The following is a 16,300-nucleotide window of genomic DNA, read 5'->3' as shown; positions in this document are numbered from 1 at the left end:
ACATTGTACCAGATACTACTCCTAATCCTTAAAAATGTAGCTTAGCATCTAAAATAAACATCATTAACAATTTGAGTCATAAACTTTTGTTGTTACACTATTTTTCTTAATTGCCTTACCTTCCGAATAAGCTATGAACAAGGTTGATGGTATTAATATCAAAGTACCATATAAAGCACTTTTATCAGGTAATTCATTAAATATAACGTATGCTACTATTGCAGAAATTATTAGCTCTATGTATCTATACGGTGCAAGTGCAGTGGCATCAGTAAGAGCAAAAGCTTTTAACATGAAGAACAGAATTAGGTTTGAACTTATTCCTAAAATCAGCAGTAATATTAATTCTGACAAGGAAGGCATATGCCAATAAAATAACAAAGATGGAATGGAAAAAATTGTTGTTGTTAGAGCTGAGTAAAATAATATACTTACTATTGACTCCTTCATTACAAGCTTCTTATTAAGTACATCTAGTGTAGCGAAGATTAATGCGGATACAATAAAAATAAGAATTTTAGGATTAAAGTCTTCGCTATAAGCTTTAGTAGTAATAGCAATACCAATAAAACCAATGACAGCTACTACCCATCTTTGCCAAATTATATTTTCTTCCAGAAAAGGAATTGCAAGAAGCATAACAAATAATGGTATTGAGAAACCTATAATTGTTGCAGTTACTATTGGGCAAATAGTCAACCCATAGGTCCATAAGGTCATTCCACAAAACAACAATGCACCTCTAGTTATTTGAATAGATATTCGACTTGTTTTACAAACTCCTATTCCATAGTAAAATATAAAAGGTATAAGAGTAATAGTGCTAAATAAAAAACGGAAAAAGATTATCTCAAAACTTTGAAGGTGTAAACCGAGACACTTTGATATAGTATCATTAACTACACTACTAAGTAAACTGAGTATAAACCAGGTAACTCCAAGCAAATAAGCTCTTAGTCTGTGATCCATAAAACTCCAAATTTAATATTTTATGAGATAACTTTACTGTACAAAAGATCAATAATAGAAAAGGTTTCTTCTATCTACTGTTTAACCATATTCATAAATATTTAGTAGAAATAATTTGAGAAGTGTTATATAAAATGCAGCTTTATTGCATAATTTTAATAAACAGAAATGCTAACTGATTTTTTTGTAATATATGATAATACTTGCGGATACTATCACATTATCAGGAAAAGTAATCGGGAGTACTGACGGCTGTGGCGATTTTACCAACTAGCTTCTCTGCTAGCATTAGCAATATGTGTTTTCAGTGTTAGCTGTGATGACGTTAAAGAAAGTTATCAAACAAGCAAGTTAGCAGCAAAACTTTATGAAAATGCTTCAGTTGAGTCAGCTAAACAAATTTTCAGAATAGATGTATTAAATACATAACCATCTTTACTCATATCTTAATATATTATTTAACACAATTCAATTTTCACAATCACCCAACTCATCGGCAGTTAGGCCACTTGCTCGCATAATAATATCAATTGCAATACCTGCCTTTACTAAATTTTTTGCAACCCTGATTTTTTCTGTTTTTTTAACTTTTTTCTTGCCACTTTTTATACTTTCAGATAGAGATTTGACTAGTGATTCTTGAGTCTCATCTTCTCTGTACTCATCCATTAAACTCAATAGCTTTTTGCTTTCTCTTGTTTTAGGTAGCAGAACTTTAATATTCACTGACAATGCTCCTGCTATTTGATATAATTTGTCAAATGATATAGCAGCGTATCCTTTTTCATATTCGTATATTTCCTTGAGTGTTAAACCAACTTTATCCGCCAAATCTTTTTGAGTATATCTCCTTATCAATCTCCATTCTCTTATTCTTTGTCCTATTCTGTAGTATATAGAATCAGTGCAGATTTCTCTCTCTGTATTATCATACTCGTAAATAGATAAGCCGGTTGCTTGGGAAATAATATCAGTAGAAACTCCTTCTTTAACTAGATTTTTTGCTACCTCTAATCTTGCCTCCTCTTGATTGATTTTCTCGCTAATATGAACAAACCTGACTAATGAAGGTACTATTTTACCTAACTTTTGATCCTCGTATATTTTCGTTAGATAGAGTATTTCTTCGTCTTCATCTTTATACTCTCTTACTACTACTGATTCAGGTAGCAGATCTATAACAGTAGCTGATAATGCTTTTGCTATTATATATAATACTTCAACAGGAATAGCGCTATAGCCACTTTCATAGCTGTTTACTTCTTGGTATGTTAAACCTATTTGACTTGCTAATCCTATTTGAGTATGACCTCGCATTAACCTACAATTTTCTATTTTTTGCCCTATTCTATAACTAACATTGCTTGCAGAAACAAACACATATACCTCCATTTAAGAAAAAACTTTATTGCTATAATTTTTTTACGAGCTATCCATCTAAAACCATATCAATGGATAAACCTACTGCTTGCAAAATAATATCAATAGAAATTCCCCCTTTTACTAGATCCTTTGCAACTTTAATCCTTTCTATCTCTCTCACTTTCTCCTCACAAATACGTATTCCCTCAAACAGAGATTTTATTAGTGCATTACGTAGTTCTTGGCTCTCAATTTCTTTGTATTCTTTAATCAAATCAAGCAGCTCATTTTCCACTGTACTACCTTCATCTTTCTCTATTAGTAGATCTGTAATATTAATCGATAACGCTTCTGCCATTTCATATAATTTATCAAGTGGAACAGCAGTCCTTCCTTGTTCATAGTTGCTTATTTCGTGACGTGTTGTATTCATTTTCTCTGCTAAATCTTTTTGAGTATACTCCCTCACTAGCCTCCATTCTTTTATCTTTTTTCCTATTTGGCAGTATATAGAACCTGTTTTTTCTTCAACACATTCATCAGCAGAGAGACCAGTTGTTTTCGAAACAACGTCAACAGAAATTCCTGCTTTAACCAGACCTTTTGCAATTTTTATTCTCTCCGTTTTTTTACTATTTTTCTCACTAACTTGAACAAATTTGGTTAATAAACAAAACATCCTACGTAACTCATGATCGTTAATCTTTTTATATTCTCTTACTAGATTTAATATTTCCTCTCCCTCATCTTCAAGACAACTTTTTGATACAGGAATAAGATCAGTAATACTGATTGATAGTGCCTCAGCTATAGCATACAACCTTTCAATTGAAATTCTACGGTTCCCTTTCTCATATTGCAGTATCACCCAATACTTTACACCAACTTTCTCCGCTAAATCCTTCTGAGTATACCCTCTCTCTAACCTCCAACTTTTCACTTTTTGCCCTACTTCATAGTCTAGACTTTTTTCCATACAAAGAACCATACATATAATATTTTCTACTATAGCTCAAAGGCTCCAGATATAACGGTAAGAAAAAACCTCTGGAACCTTAAAGTTGGCTGTAGACGCATTAAAGTTCTCTAAAGGTTTCTTTACTACCTTCACGTATTCTATTTACCCACGGAGACAATACTTCATTATTGCTAACCTCTTTTATAGCATACTTTTCATTCCATATGCCACATCTAGTGAAATTACCTCTCTCTACTGCTTCTTTAAGTTTTACTCCACCGAAAAGGCAATTTTTTCCTATTTCTTCCCCCCTTTTTTGTAATTCAGCCCATAGTTCCTTATCCGCTACTTTTACTTGTACTTGATTGCAATTTTTTACGTCCTGGTACAATATAATATTTAGCTCACCAATGCTTGTAGGAAATTCTAATACAACAGAACTTCCATCTGACATATCGGTATAGTTTCTTACACCTCCTTTCTCACTTTTAACCTCAACTGCATCATTGCCAATTTTTACAATATTACTTCCTAATTTTCTGTTTGCTTCCAGTATTTTGGCTACCTCTACCTTACTATTCCCAGAAAATTCTATATACGATGTTGTATTATCTATCTCAACATCTATTAATTCTCCTTCTTGCACAGCACTTTCGCCAGCTTTCTCTAGTTCTTCTAGTCTCTCATCTATCTGTGGCTGAACTTCTGGTTGTAGCTCATTATAGATTTCACCTATCAATTTATTCTCCAATAAAGTATCATGAAACTCTGCACCGTTTAGCATTAATTTACGTATTAGCTTTTTACGATCAGCCTTATCAAATTTATGAAAATGTGTGCCCAGTATCACATATTCCGCGAAGCTCCATTCTCCATCATTACATGCATTTATCCTTGCTCCAGAAGCTAGTACTTTGTCTATAACTTTGTGCAATTCATTTACGTTTTTTGCCTCTACTATAGAACTCTTAAACCAGCTCAGCTTCTCTGTATTTGGCTTTATTTTTTGCAAAGCTGAGGCAAATGGATTTTTATCTTCTTGATCACTTACAGGTTTTGTGCCATATATATAATCAAGTCCTTTTCCATAGTTGATTTTGTTTTCGCGAACGTTTCTGCTAGGGAAAGGCATTGTATCTTCCAGTTTTATCTCCTTCTGGCTATTAATTTTACTCACAAATTTAGACTGCTCTATATCAACGCTTTCAAGAGCACCAAATATTTTCTTGTGATTAACATTAGTCTTTTTATTCTGATCTTTACTAGTCATATAAACCTCATATTAAAAATACTTTTTAAGTGTACAATAAACTTTGTTATTATACATTATATTACTCATTATAAATTATAGTGGGTAGATTTGCAAATACTTTCTGCTATAACAATCCGTTTTCTCTAAAGCTAAAATAACCCCCACTTGTAATGATAATATGATCAAATAATCTAACACTTACAGTACTACACGCTGCTGCTAAGCTCTTCGTTACTGCTTGATCTTCTTCTGAAGGTTCTAAACTTCCCCCAGGGTGGTTGTGTGACATTATTACTAATGTTGCATTCTTTATTAATGCTTTTCTTGTAATTTCCTTTATGTATACTGGTGCTTTTTCCATTTCACCAATATAGGATTCTTCTCCGATTAATTGGCGCCTTTTATTCAAGTACAGTATTTTTACACATTCCCTTTCTGAGTGTCCTATACTTACGTTTAAGTACTCTACTAGCCCTTGTAAGTCCATTATTGGCTCACTCTTGAGCTTTTCTCTCAGTACCCTTTCTAGTGTTTCCTTAACACACATAATCATTGCTACTGCAGAATCAGTTACTCCTTCTATAACTTTCAGGTCATCCATTTCTCTACCTAAAATCCTTCCTACTCCCGTATAAGTATTCACCAGATTTTTAGCAATTTCTTGAGCCTGTGGTCTTTCATGTACTGCACTTAGAAACGTTTCCATTATTTCACGATCAAGTAGTGCTTTGCCTTTGCTTTCTAATATTCTGAACTCTATTTCCTCTTTACTTTTATTCATATAATTTACCTTTCACTAACAACAAACTTTTTTTAAATATTTACTGCTGTTTTTTATCAGCATTGGCATAGAGCCATAGCTTTCGAGTGAAGTCAAATCAATTTCTCAATCTTTTTTACTTATTTTTTCATCAAGAAGTGAAGATATTAATATATGGTGATTTTTTTATTTTAAACTTGTTGAATTTCATCTAAAGAAATGCCTACCGCTTGCAAAATAATATCAATAGAAATTCCTCCTTTCACTAAATCCTTTGCAATTTTCATCTTTTCTGCTCTTTTCACTTTCTCTTCGCAAATTCGTATCCCTTCAAACAAAGATTTTATTAGTGCATTACGTAGTTCTTGGCTTTCAATCTTTTTGTATTCTTCAATTAAATTCGGTAATTCATTTCCTACTCTTTCATCTGCATCTTCTGCTAGTTCAAGTAGATCCACGATATTAATCGATAACACCTCTGCCATTCCATATAATTTATCAAGTGGAACAGCAACCCTTCCTTGTTCATAATTGCTTATTTCGTCACGTGTTGTGCTCATTTTCTCTGCTAAATCCTTTTGAGTATACTCCCGTAATACCCTCCATTCTTTTATCTTTTTTCCTATTTTGTAGTAGATAGAATCCGTTTTTTCTTCAACACATTCATCAGCAGATAGACCAATTGTTTTTGAAACAGTATCAACAAAAACTCCTGCTTTAACCAGAGCTTTTGCAATTTTTATTCTCTCCGTTTTTTTACTATTTTCTTCACTCACTCTGGCAATTTTAGTTAGTAAACAAAGCATTCTACGTAACTCCTGATCGTTAATCTTTTTATATTCTCTTACTAGATTTAGTATCTCTTCTTCTTCGTTTTTAAGGCAAATTTTTTCATTTGATACAGGAATAAGATCCGTAATATTAATTGATAACACCTTTGCTATAGCGCACAACTTTTCAATCGAAATTTTTCGTGTTCCTTTTTCATATTGTAGTACTATTTGATATGTTACGCCGATTTTTTTTGCTAAATCTTTTTGAGTATAACCTCGCTTTAACCTCCAGCTTCTTACTTTTTGTGCTATTTGGTATCTTAGAGAGATAGTAGTAGTATGCTTTGCCATACAGAAATAGATATTATACAGGTTAATACTACCAAATAAAGATATACAAAAACTTCTATGTTTGAATTTTAGTTGAATATTTCTTCACAATTGTGTATAATTATTAATGCTTTTTAGGTTAATTTATCATGGCTTTTTCTAAATTTCTTGATGCACGTAATGATTATGCCTTTAAAAGAATATTTGGCACCGAGAAGAATAAAGATATTCTCATTCATTTCTTGAACGATATTTTAGGCTTTACTGGCTTGGCTGCTATTCACGATGTTGAATTCCTAGCTACCATTTTAGACCCTGAAATTGCCGCTAAAAAGCAGAGTATTGTCGATGTTCTTTGTAAAGACTCTCAAGGTTCAAGATATATTATAGAAATGCAGTTCACTAAGACCAAGGGCTTCGAAAAGCGTGCTCAATATTATGCTGCCAAAGCCTACTCAAGTCAAGCTGATCAAGGTGATGAGTATCATAACCTCAAAGAAATTATCTTTATTGCTGTTGCTGATTGTATTATTTTTCCAGATAAGGCTGAGTACAAATCTAATCATGTCATTTTAGATCAAAATAGCTTTGAACATGACTTAAAGGATTTTTACTTCGTATTCATAGAACTACCTAAATTTACAAAGACGAAGGAAGATCAATTAGAAAATATAGTAGAAAAATGGTGTTATTTTTTTCGATATGCAGCAGAAACAAGCGAAGAGGACCTAGATAAAATAGTTGGTAGTGACATAATAATAAAACGAGCTTATGAAGAGATGAATAAGTTTAATTGGTCAGAAGAAGAGTTACTAGCATATGAACAAATGAAAAAACGCATAATGGATGAGATTGCTGCTTTCGCTCAAAAATTTGATGAGGGCCTTAGGGTTGGAGAAGAAAGAGGCATTCAAATCGGCCATCAAAAAGGTAAAATTGAAGGTAAAATTGAAGTTGCAAAAAATTTACTTAAAGCTGGCATCTCTATTGACGTTGTATCACAAACTACGGGCCTTTCTTTAGATGAGATTAAGAAATTAATTTAACCTTATTCTGAGTCAAATGGCCTTGAACGGAAGCATTACTTAAATAACTTTGAGGCTCTAAATTCATTTGCTTTGCACCACCAACTTCTAATGTACCATCTCCATTGTGTAATATCTGTTGTATTGATTGATTTAGCAGCCCCTTATTAAATTGAGCTATAAACTTGTCAAATCTCTTCGGACTTAATTTACCAGGACATCCTGCTTCTCTACCAGGGCATGCTTTCTCTATATGTGATTTTAAAACCCCTGAAACCTCATCAAATTTACCACCTATGATTTTTCTAGTAATCTCTTTCTGCATTTCCATAAAATCAATATTTAACCTGTGCATTGATATGTCACTTTTTAATGCAGCTTGCTCTACTACTTTCTTAAATTCCTTTGTAATATTAAATGCATGACCTTGTGCTTCTAATAAGGATACAGGTTGATCTACTGAAGACATATATTTTTGACCTGTAATCTTTCTAATGAGCACGTCAAGTAACATTATTGTGCCATTTACATCTATTGGTGCATTAACTTGTGAGATTGAATTTGCAGTATTTGGTTTGGAATCTAATAACCCACCTATAGAGCTTTTTACCCAACTAAACAAATCATTTATCCATGAAGATGTCCTTGCCGCATTGCTTGTTGCTATTTCAGGTTGATTACTTGAATCTATAGAAAGGAATTTATGTGATGAGTGATTATGATTGCGATTGTGATCCCCATAGTGATGAAGGCGTCTGCGTTGCACAGGTTTTTCTCCTTTTTCATTGAGTTTTTTCTCTAAATATTCTTCAATACTACTATGTCCTTTATCTTTAGCAATATCTAGTGGTGTTTTACCGTAATCATCTGTAGCACTGAGATTAGCACCAGCATCTACAAGAGACTTCACTATATCAAGTCTATCGGTGTTAGCAGCATAATGTAAAGGTGTCTGATGATCTTTGTCTTCAGCATTAATATTAGCACTACGACTAAGAAGCAACCTGACTACATCCAGTCTGTAGTTTGCAACTGCTCCATGTAAAGGATTTGCTTGATATTTCCCATTTTTAGTTCCAATATTAGCGCCATTATCAAGAAGGAATTTTATTCTATCTAAATCACCCATTTCAGCAGCTGAATACAGTAGTGTACTGCCATCCTTGTCTTTGGTATCAACGTTAGCACCTTGAGCAATAAGACCTTTAGCTTCATTAAAACCACCGCTTTCCACAATAGTCAACAATTTTCTATCTAATTGTACTTGCTTCAAAATCCCTGCTATATCTAGGTAACCTTTTCGAGTAGCTAAGTCTAAAGATGTTTGGTTATAAATATCTCTAACTTCAATGTCAGCACCTCTGCCGAGAAGGAGTTCGACTGTATTTAATTTGTTTCCTTGTATAGCTACATGCAATGGTGTCCAACCATTATTGGTTATATCATTAATACCGCTAATATCCTTGTCTAAAAGAAACTTAACTATTTCAAGATTACTACTGTACTGGGCAGCTACATGTAATGGTGTATTACCATACACATCTTTAGCTTTAATATTAGCATTGTTATTGAAGAGAAACTCAACTACACTAAGTTTATCACGAGAAGCAGCAAAGTGTAAAGGCGTCCAACCGTACATGTCTTTAGCATTAATATTAGCCTTCTGATTAATAAGATCTTTAACTTCATTAAGACCTGCATTTTGCACTGCAGCTAACAATTTTTTATCTAATTCCGTTTGCTTTAGAAACTCTGCTACACTTGTGTCATTCTCTTGAGCAGCTAAGTCTAAAGGTCTTTTACTATCCTTATCTTTAGCATTGATATCAGCACCTTTGTTCACAAGAAATTTTACCACATCTAGAGCATTGTAATATACAGCATAGTGTAGAGGTGTCCAATCACTACTGTCTTTAGTATTAATGATAGTTTCTTTATCTGAAAGAAATTGAAATATATCATTAAGTAGATTCAAATCACCATTGTAAACAGCATAGTGGACAGTGGTCCAGCTTATTGAGAATCGATCCTTATTTGCAACATCATCTGGATTTCTTTCAGCAGTTTTATCAAGGAAAAGATTGACTATATCCCACTTACCATTTTTAGCAGCATATTGCAGCGGTGTATAACCGAACTTATCTTTTTCATTTATGAGAGACTTTAATCTTTCTCTTTGGCGAACTGCTTTTACTAGTTCATCAGGTTCTGCATACAAATTATCTTCAAAATTCATACTTTCAATTTTACCTATAAGAAACCTAATAGAACGCAATTTGCCTTCTTGAGCAGCAACATGAAAAAGTGTTTGGCCATCGTTATTTTTAGCTTCAATGTTAGCTTCGCACCCAGCCTTCTTTTGGCAAATCTCTGAAGCTTTATTAATCAGACCTTGTATTTCTGCTATATCAGACAAACTAAACCTGTCTAATCTCCGGATTATTATTGGTTCTAACCCTAAATCGAATTCCAATGTAGAAATCCTATAAGACTCAGAATTATTCCAATTTTTTACATTGATTACATGGTTAGATACTTCGTCGGAAAACACCAAATCTGTATTACTACTGGAAACCCTAATCTGATCTGGAGTAATATCTTTTAATATCACTACTCCTATGCGTTCTTCATCTTGCCCCACCGAAGTTAAAGTGCCATCTTGATTATGTGTGATACTGATAGACTTAGTAAAATCTACATTATATTCTTTTATGATCTTTCTATAATCACCCTTAAGTTTATCTTGATAGTCCATTATTCCATCAACCTCTTGCTGTAAACCTAAATATGGAAAAAAATTACCATTGTTCCACAGAAGAAAATTAACATCTCTCCATTTACTTTGGTCATTATAAAAATCTTCTACTCTAATAATAAAAGGAATCTCACCTTCTCTTGTTAATAAGAGATCATCTTCATCTTTATATTTCTCGATATCTTCAAGATTAGAATCAATCACTACATGATCACCTTCAAAATCCTTAGGCAACAAAAACATATTCTGAGTCTGTGTGGCATGGAAAAAGGGAGATAATTTGCCACTTTCTACGGAAGAGCCAGCACATGACATTGATTGTACATAAGGAATAAAGGTTTCTCCTTTGCTGTTCATAACCATAAGATGCCTATAGCTGTTACCCTGAAGATAATTCCTTACTTGAACACGAGTATTATTGTAGCTTAAATGCAAGTTACACTGTTGAATTGAAAATTCCTCAGGAACTTCTGGCATAACTAACATATCTAATTTTTTATCATCTGAGTTGTTATCAATAATAATCTCTCTTTTCTCTATGTTACTATCAATAACATACATATCACTTCCATTTCCACCTCTAGCAAACATACTCCTTTGGTCAAAATTTATTATATCTTCTCCTGAAGAACCAAATACCATATGTTGGAATGCGCTATTGCTTTGTAGTTTTGCTCTAACAACACCAAAGACTTTATAGTCCTTATTATTAATGAGTATTTCCTTGTAATGATTTTCTGCAGCATCAAAGCTATCAAGAGAATGTTCTGTATGTAACTCGAACGAGTTAATTTTTGTAATGGATGATTCTAGTTTCTCAATTTTAGGAATAATATTACTACCATTTTTATCTATCAGCATAAAATTAGGTTGATTACTGCCTTGCTTAATATAATTTTTAATGTCAAGGGTATATTGATTACCTTGACCCAGCCCTATTTTTAAAGATAAAGTATTATTAGTCGAGAAATAAGATATTTCATCACAATCATCTAGCAGATTAGTTTCCGGAAAGATTACAGTTCCCGTTCCTTTTACATCAATTTCTGAATATAAATCTTTAGCCTCGTAATCTGTGGTTTTTATATAAAAGGTATAATCATTTTTTGCACCTGTAACTTTAGTGTATGGCGCAATAGCTACTTTTTTACAATTATCAACTGTATCCTTCTCATTTTTGCTCAAACCTCCACCACTATTTATAAAGACGTCACGATTATCGTTTCTGGTAAGACGCCTAGAATTATATGTACATAAAACATTATCTGTCTTATTTTGCCTTCCAATATAGCTATACCTGAAAGCATCGACATTGCTATCAACATAATCATTGATCAATCGATGAAGATTTGTTGTTAACCTTAAAAGACCGGGAGCGTTAGGTCTAAAACGATAGTCAATTTTTGCTTGTACAAAGTCGTATTCTGTTGATTGACTTAGGTCAAGTATATTAGTAGCATTACTTCCACCAATAATTTTACCCGAAAAACCTCCAGGTTTCACAAGAATAAATTTGTTAACAGTATTATTACCACCAGTTATTCCTGTGTTTCCTCTAAAAATCAAGAAGTAGTTATTTAATTTATTACTTCCAACAATGGTACCTTCATCTATGCTTTCTAAATTATAAAGAATTATTGTACCATTTTGCATTCTTCTTCTATCAGCAATAACCATTGTATTTTCACAGTGATGCACAGCTGTTGGAACTGATTTTTTAATACCTTTTTCATAAATTTCGCTAGTGACTTGTGGTAAGCAAATCATCGTAGCATTTTGAATTGGGTCAGGTATAATACGTGAGAGGCCTGTTGTATCAGCATCTGTTCTATTCATTAGAATCTTTCCATACCCTGCATGAAGAGATGGTGTGTCGCTATCCACCCCAAAACCAATTCCATAGGCAACTACATCATGAGGACTATCACTTAAAGCTTTCCAGGCTCTTTTAGCTTGACTATTAACCATATTATTTCTGGCTGCAAGGTGCTCTAGGTCATATGGCATAGATGAAAGTAAAAGCGTATGCAAAAAAATATCCAAATTCTCACCATGAGTTGTATCATACTTCTTTTCATACTCTATAATATTGCTAATACCACTATAAACTCCATGAGTTACCATGAGTCCAAATCCAACTCCAATACCAACTCCAGGCAGACTAGCTGCTGTAAGAGCAACACCAGAAACAAATGACACACCAGAAAAGGCTATAGAAGCTATATTATCTCTTATCTCCTTTTCTCCACATGGATTATTACTATCTTCTCTATTTTTACAGTCTACAAGATTATTTGCTGATATGCCTATATCAATAATATCAAATATACCAGCTATAGCTCCTGCCGTGCCTTTCGCTATTTTACTTCCAAATTTTACTCCTGCAACTTGAACAACAAATTTTGTCTGCTTACCTAAAGTACCCGGTATAATCCTTCCTACAACTTTTTCAGCTGATGTTACAACTTTTGGAGCAATTTTAACCATTACATTCTCAATTGGTTGAGACGCAAAAGACCATCCTATTCCGCCTAGATTTAATCCACAATCCGTTGCTGTTCCATCCTTGCAAGATACAATAGCACCATGAATTCCTCTGATTAATTGTATTCTACCTGCAGCATTCATTAACCTGCTTTTTAATTTTGTTTTTTTTGTTAAATCACTGTTTTGCTGTAAAACGTCACCATATAAATCCTTGATACGCTCATTCTGAATATAGCGCTCATATCCTTGATCTCCAATCACCTTATCAACTAAATATTTATAGTCACCTTCAATATTTTTGTTTCCAATGAACTCTATTAGCTGAGCATTTTTCCCTTCATCTTGACTGCTTTTAACATAAGTTAGGAACTTTTCACTATCAATTATAATCTTATCTACATTATTTTCATCTACCTTTCCTTTACTAAACTTTTCCACATCATCCTTTGAAAATAAACATTTAATACTTCTCTTCTTTCTATTGCTTTGCTTTGCACAGCCATTAAGATTTAACTTATTCAAAGATTGTGTTGCTTCACCAGTAGGCAGCATATGAACTGAACTATGAACTACTTCAACAGGAATAAATCCTTCCTTGGTTGTCCTACTTGTTAAAATAAGTTTATTTGGATTATTAGATCCTTTATCAAAAACAACACCGATAAATTTTACCTCGTCACCATCTGTCAGTGTTTTATAGGTAACACCTTCTTTATACTCTTCATTTATTTGATCATTTGCTTCCTTCAATAAAGCTTGAGCTCCCTTACCCTGCCTTGATGCCTTAAGTTCCAATCCTATTGGATTGTACTCCTCAGCATTTCCACCTTGAGCCACAAACTTAATACCATGAACTAGCATGTCAATACGTTCCCCTCTGCCAGTTTGAAACTCAGTTAAAACTAATGCTCTAGTTTCTGGTGATTCTTGTAATTTTAGGTCGCTATAATAACTAAATGCTCCATGCAATATCCCTTGAAAATGAGCTTCTTTATTGACAAGAGTCTTAAAAGGAAATGTTCCCTCTCCAATTTTTTCTAATAATTTATTATACTCATTTATTGATGAAGACTGGGTATCTAGCGCTTTATCAAATGTTTCTTTTAACTCATTAGGATAAGTAACTTCCTTGAAAGTACCTTGAAATCTATTATCTCCGTTGTTGTACTCTTGTAAAGAATTGTATTTTTCAGTCCAAACAGTAAGATATCTTTTAAAATCTGACTTGTATCTAGTATCAAAATTAAGACTTAATTCAACTATTTCCCTATTTCCTATCTCTCTATTTAATCTATCAAAAGGAAGCACTTCATCCAGACCGTTCAGAACATCCTTTCTGTTAGCTTCAACAATATTTATTACATAAACCAACTTCTCTGTATTTCCTGGAATCAGCACCATTGTTACAACTGCGTGGCTTGCATCAAGATTAGTTGACAGTCTTTCTCTGGCTCTTTTAGCTGCTGGACGTCCAAGCTCACGAAGATTAGGATGCACTTCAGTAGGTATATTATCTCCATAGATAAAAATGTATTTTTTAAAACCAGTTTTTAAATCTTCAACTCTATTTAGCAATAGTGATTGCCCTAGTAAAAACCTACTAAAATAATGATTATTTCCCTTCTCCGGTGTACCAGGAAACGTATGATAAATACGTTCTAGATTATCTTTCACCTGTCCCTTTAATTCTATTGTTCCAATCCTTTGCGTATCCCAGTCATCAGCAGATTTTAGCATATCTTGAAAAAGAGGAATTATTTCTTTCCCACGATTTGATACTTTAATATCAGAGATAGGAGATGGATTATCAAGATTTACACCAACACATAAAATGCCACCTGCAGTGGTTAGAACTCGCTGAACATTTGGTTGGAAACCTTGCACATACTTTTCTGCTTGCTGCAAAGCCTTATCTGGAGTAGCTGCTCCTGCTTTTAATTCAATAATAATGGGAATAGAATCCAATGCACGATTAGGACCACGAGCTAACAAGATAATATCTGCATAACCCCTTCCTGCAAATTGCTCTGGATAGACTCTAAGGTTGTACCTATAATGGAAATTCATGAAAACGCCTACCATAAATCCATGATGTGCTGCTTCACGTGCACTATTATCATAGATTAATGAATTTTCATATTTAGAATGCACTTTACTAATCTCTCTAAGAATTCCCTTAAGAGATTCTTTAACCCCTATCTCTCTACTAGAACTTAGCCCAGCTATATCACCTTCCGGATTACTCCATATTCCTTTTTCTATTTCATAAAATTCCTTGCTAGTAGCAGAATCAAGTATCTCTTTAGCTTCCATATTAACAAAAATACCATCCTTTCCTTTGTAGATCTGTACTAATCTGGATTCCATTTTACCATTAATTTTATTCTTAATCTCTTCAATTCTATTCTTAATATCTTGTTCAGTCAGTCCCTCAGACGCTATGTTCTCTTTTAATATGTTCTCCAACTCACCAGAAGTAAATTGATGGCCGCGCTTACCTTCTGAAATGGAGAATAAATTTATATTATTAACAGCGTCTTCAGCATTTCCAATTTGACCATTTTTAACAATAGCTACCTTTAAGGTTCTTGAAGTATCAAAACTAAAATAAATCTTTTTAATATTTAACTTTTCTGCAATTTCTGTATCCAGCAAAGTAGAAAAACTCCCTAAGAAGAAGTGCGTAAAAAACCCTGCTTTTTCTATAGAGTGTAAATAAGATGGAATCTGATCCACAAATGACTGAAATCTCGTTTCAAAAGATTTAAAATCCTCATCTTGCCGGCTTATACCAACTTTTTTACCTGCTTCCTCTATTAATAACTGTATTAATTCAAAATCTTGTGGCCTTCCTTTGCCCATGACTTTTTTTAAACCTTTCGCAAGCTCTACATCATTATCAACAGTACCTCTCTCAAGACCAAAATTATAATGGTTTCGTTTGCCTGGTGCGCCAACATGAAATAACTGTATTCGAATATCTCCATTATCATATTGGGTTTCAACTTCACCAGAAACACTAACTCTTGCGCTAAGCATTTCACTCATTGCTCTTATTTCAGGTTCACCTCCCCAAGTATTAAGTTTTCTCATATTTTCTAAGTAATCTTTGAAACTGAGTCCACTTTCACCTTCAACAAAATTTCTAAACTCGTTCTCATGAGCACTTATATAATTAACTACTCGACTGCGAAACACATTTCTTACTAAGTTTGCAAATGTATCATCATAATTGGCAGCACTTAAATTCCGAACCAAACTTCTAATATGATCTAAATTTTGGGTTACAGCTCCTTCATTTCCAAACAGAGCTTCATACCTTTGTCGAAATAGAGCGTCGTCGTTTCTGACAGGTATTAAGTAAGCCATAGTAATGGACCAAAATAAGCAGCGTAATGGACCAAAATAAGCAGCTACCATCTCCTGGAACATCGATTCTTTTAAACCTACTTTCACTTTCGGAATCAACATCAGACCTCCGATAGCGCTTAAATTGAGGAAATTCTTTAGCTTGCTCTATATATTGTATCTCACCCGATGATTCGGTAATCTTTGAATTAACGCCTTCTTTTTCTAGATGATCTGTTGGATATTGTGTCTTAAACATAAAGCCCCCTTCATTACATTAT

General features: G+C 33.4%; 9 protein-coding genes. 1 reads left to right on the top strand and 8 read right to left on the bottom strand.

The annotated features are described in order from the left end of the window. Positions 1–63: 63 nt before the first annotated feature. The 6 genes from AABM58_RS05450 to wmk (AABM58_RS05425) form a co-directional block, all read right to left on the bottom strand. Complete coding sequence (locus AABM58_RS05450) at positions 64–969, bottom strand: DMT family transporter (RefSeq protein WP_338406610.1); 906 nt, start codon at positions 967–969, stop codon at positions 64–66. Positions 970–1,437: 468 nt separating this feature from the next. Further along, positions 1,438–2,361: a WO male-killing family protein Wmk gene (gene wmk, locus AABM58_RS05445; RefSeq protein WP_410529778.1), complete on the bottom strand. Its 924-nt coding sequence runs from the start codon at positions 2,359–2,361 to the stop codon at positions 1,438–1,440. A gap of 37 nt (positions 2,362–2,398) precedes the next feature. Next, positions 2,399–3,319: a WO male-killing family protein Wmk gene (gene wmk, locus AABM58_RS05440; RefSeq protein ID WP_338406608.1), complete on the bottom strand. Its 921-nt coding sequence runs from the start codon at positions 3,317–3,319 to the stop codon at positions 2,399–2,401. An 88-nt stretch (positions 3,320–3,407) separates the two neighbouring features. Then, complete coding sequence (locus AABM58_RS05435) at positions 3,408–4,559, bottom strand: hypothetical protein (protein ID WP_338406607.1); 1,152 nt, start codon at positions 4,557–4,559, stop codon at positions 3,408–3,410. A 106-nt stretch (positions 4,560–4,665) separates the two neighbouring features. Continuing rightward, positions 4,666–5,322, bottom strand: a complete 657-nt coding sequence (locus tag AABM58_RS05430) for a JAB domain-containing protein (protein WP_338406606.1) — start codon at positions 5,320–5,322, stop codon at positions 4,666–4,668. A 170-nt stretch (positions 5,323–5,492) separates the two neighbouring features. Further along, positions 5,493–6,425, bottom strand: a complete 933-nt coding sequence (wmk, locus tag AABM58_RS05425; RefSeq protein WP_338406605.1) for a WO male-killing family protein Wmk — start codon at positions 6,423–6,425, stop codon at positions 5,493–5,495. A 128-nt stretch (positions 6,426–6,553) separates the two neighbouring features. Here wmk (AABM58_RS05425) and AABM58_RS05420 point away from each other — a divergent pair, with 128 nt between their 5' ends. Then, positions 6,554–7,450, top strand: coding sequence for an Rpn family recombination-promoting nuclease/putative transposase (locus AABM58_RS05420; RefSeq protein ID WP_338406604.1), 897 nt, complete (start codon positions 6,554–6,556; stop codon positions 7,448–7,450). Here the strand turns inward: AABM58_RS05420 and AABM58_RS05415 are convergent. Both AABM58_RS05415 and AABM58_RS05410 read right to left on the bottom strand, forming a co-directional pair. After that, positions 7,434–16,040 carry an ankyrin repeat domain-containing protein gene (locus tag AABM58_RS05415; protein WP_338406603.1) on the bottom strand — a complete coding sequence of 2,869 codons (8,607 nt, stop codon included), beginning with the start codon at positions 16,038–16,040 and terminating at the stop codon, positions 7,434–7,436. The genes AABM58_RS05420 and AABM58_RS05415 overlap by 17 nt on opposite strands. Then, entirely contained in the window at positions 15,985–16,278 is a 294-nt protein-coding gene (locus AABM58_RS05410) for a hypothetical protein (protein WP_338406602.1), read from the bottom strand. Before AABM58_RS05410 ends, AABM58_RS05415 begins: the two co-directional genes overlap by 56 nt. Positions 16,279–16,300: the final 22 nt, after the last annotated feature.

The organism is Wolbachia endosymbiont (group A) of Longitarsus flavicornis (assembly GCF_963931955.1).
In the GTDB taxonomy this organism is placed as follows: domain Bacteria; phylum Pseudomonadota; class Alphaproteobacteria; order Rickettsiales; family Anaplasmataceae; genus Wolbachia.
The sequence above is the reverse complement of the archived record's forward strand: the minus strand, read 5'-3'. Positions and strand labels throughout refer to the sequence as shown.

Excerpts from the sequence above, each read along its gene's own strand:
- AABM58_RS05450 (WP_338406610.1), bottom strand. The coding sequence starts at position 969 with ATGGATCACAGACTAAGAGCTTATTTGCTTGGAGTTACCTGGTTTATA.
- wmk (WP_410529778.1), bottom strand. The coding sequence starts at position 2,361 with ATGGAGGTATATGTGTTTGTTTCTGCAAGCAATGTTAGTTATAGAATA.
- wmk (WP_338406608.1), bottom strand. The coding sequence starts at position 3,319 with ATGGTTCTTTGTATGGAAAAAAGTCTAGACTATGAAGTAGGGCAAAAA.
- AABM58_RS05435 (WP_338406607.1), bottom strand. The coding sequence starts at position 4,559 with ATGACTAGTAAAGATCAGAATAAAAAGACTAATGTTAATCACAAGAAA.
- AABM58_RS05430 (WP_338406606.1), bottom strand. The coding sequence starts at position 5,322 with ATGAATAAAAGTAAAGAGGAAATAGAGTTCAGAATATTAGAAAGCAAA.
- wmk (WP_338406605.1), bottom strand. The coding sequence starts at position 6,425 with ATGGCAAAGCATACTACTACTATCTCTCTAAGATACCAAATAGCACAA.
- AABM58_RS05420 (WP_338406604.1), top strand. The coding sequence starts at position 6,554 with ATGGCTTTTTCTAAATTTCTTGATGCACGTAATGATTATGCCTTTAAA.
- AABM58_RS05415 (WP_338406603.1), bottom strand. The coding sequence starts at position 16,040 with ATGGCTTACTTAATACCTGTCAGAAACGACGACGCTCTATTTCGACAA.
- AABM58_RS05410 (WP_338406602.1), bottom strand. The coding sequence starts at position 16,278 with ATGTTTAAGACACAATATCCAACAGATCATCTAGAAAAAGAAGGCGTT.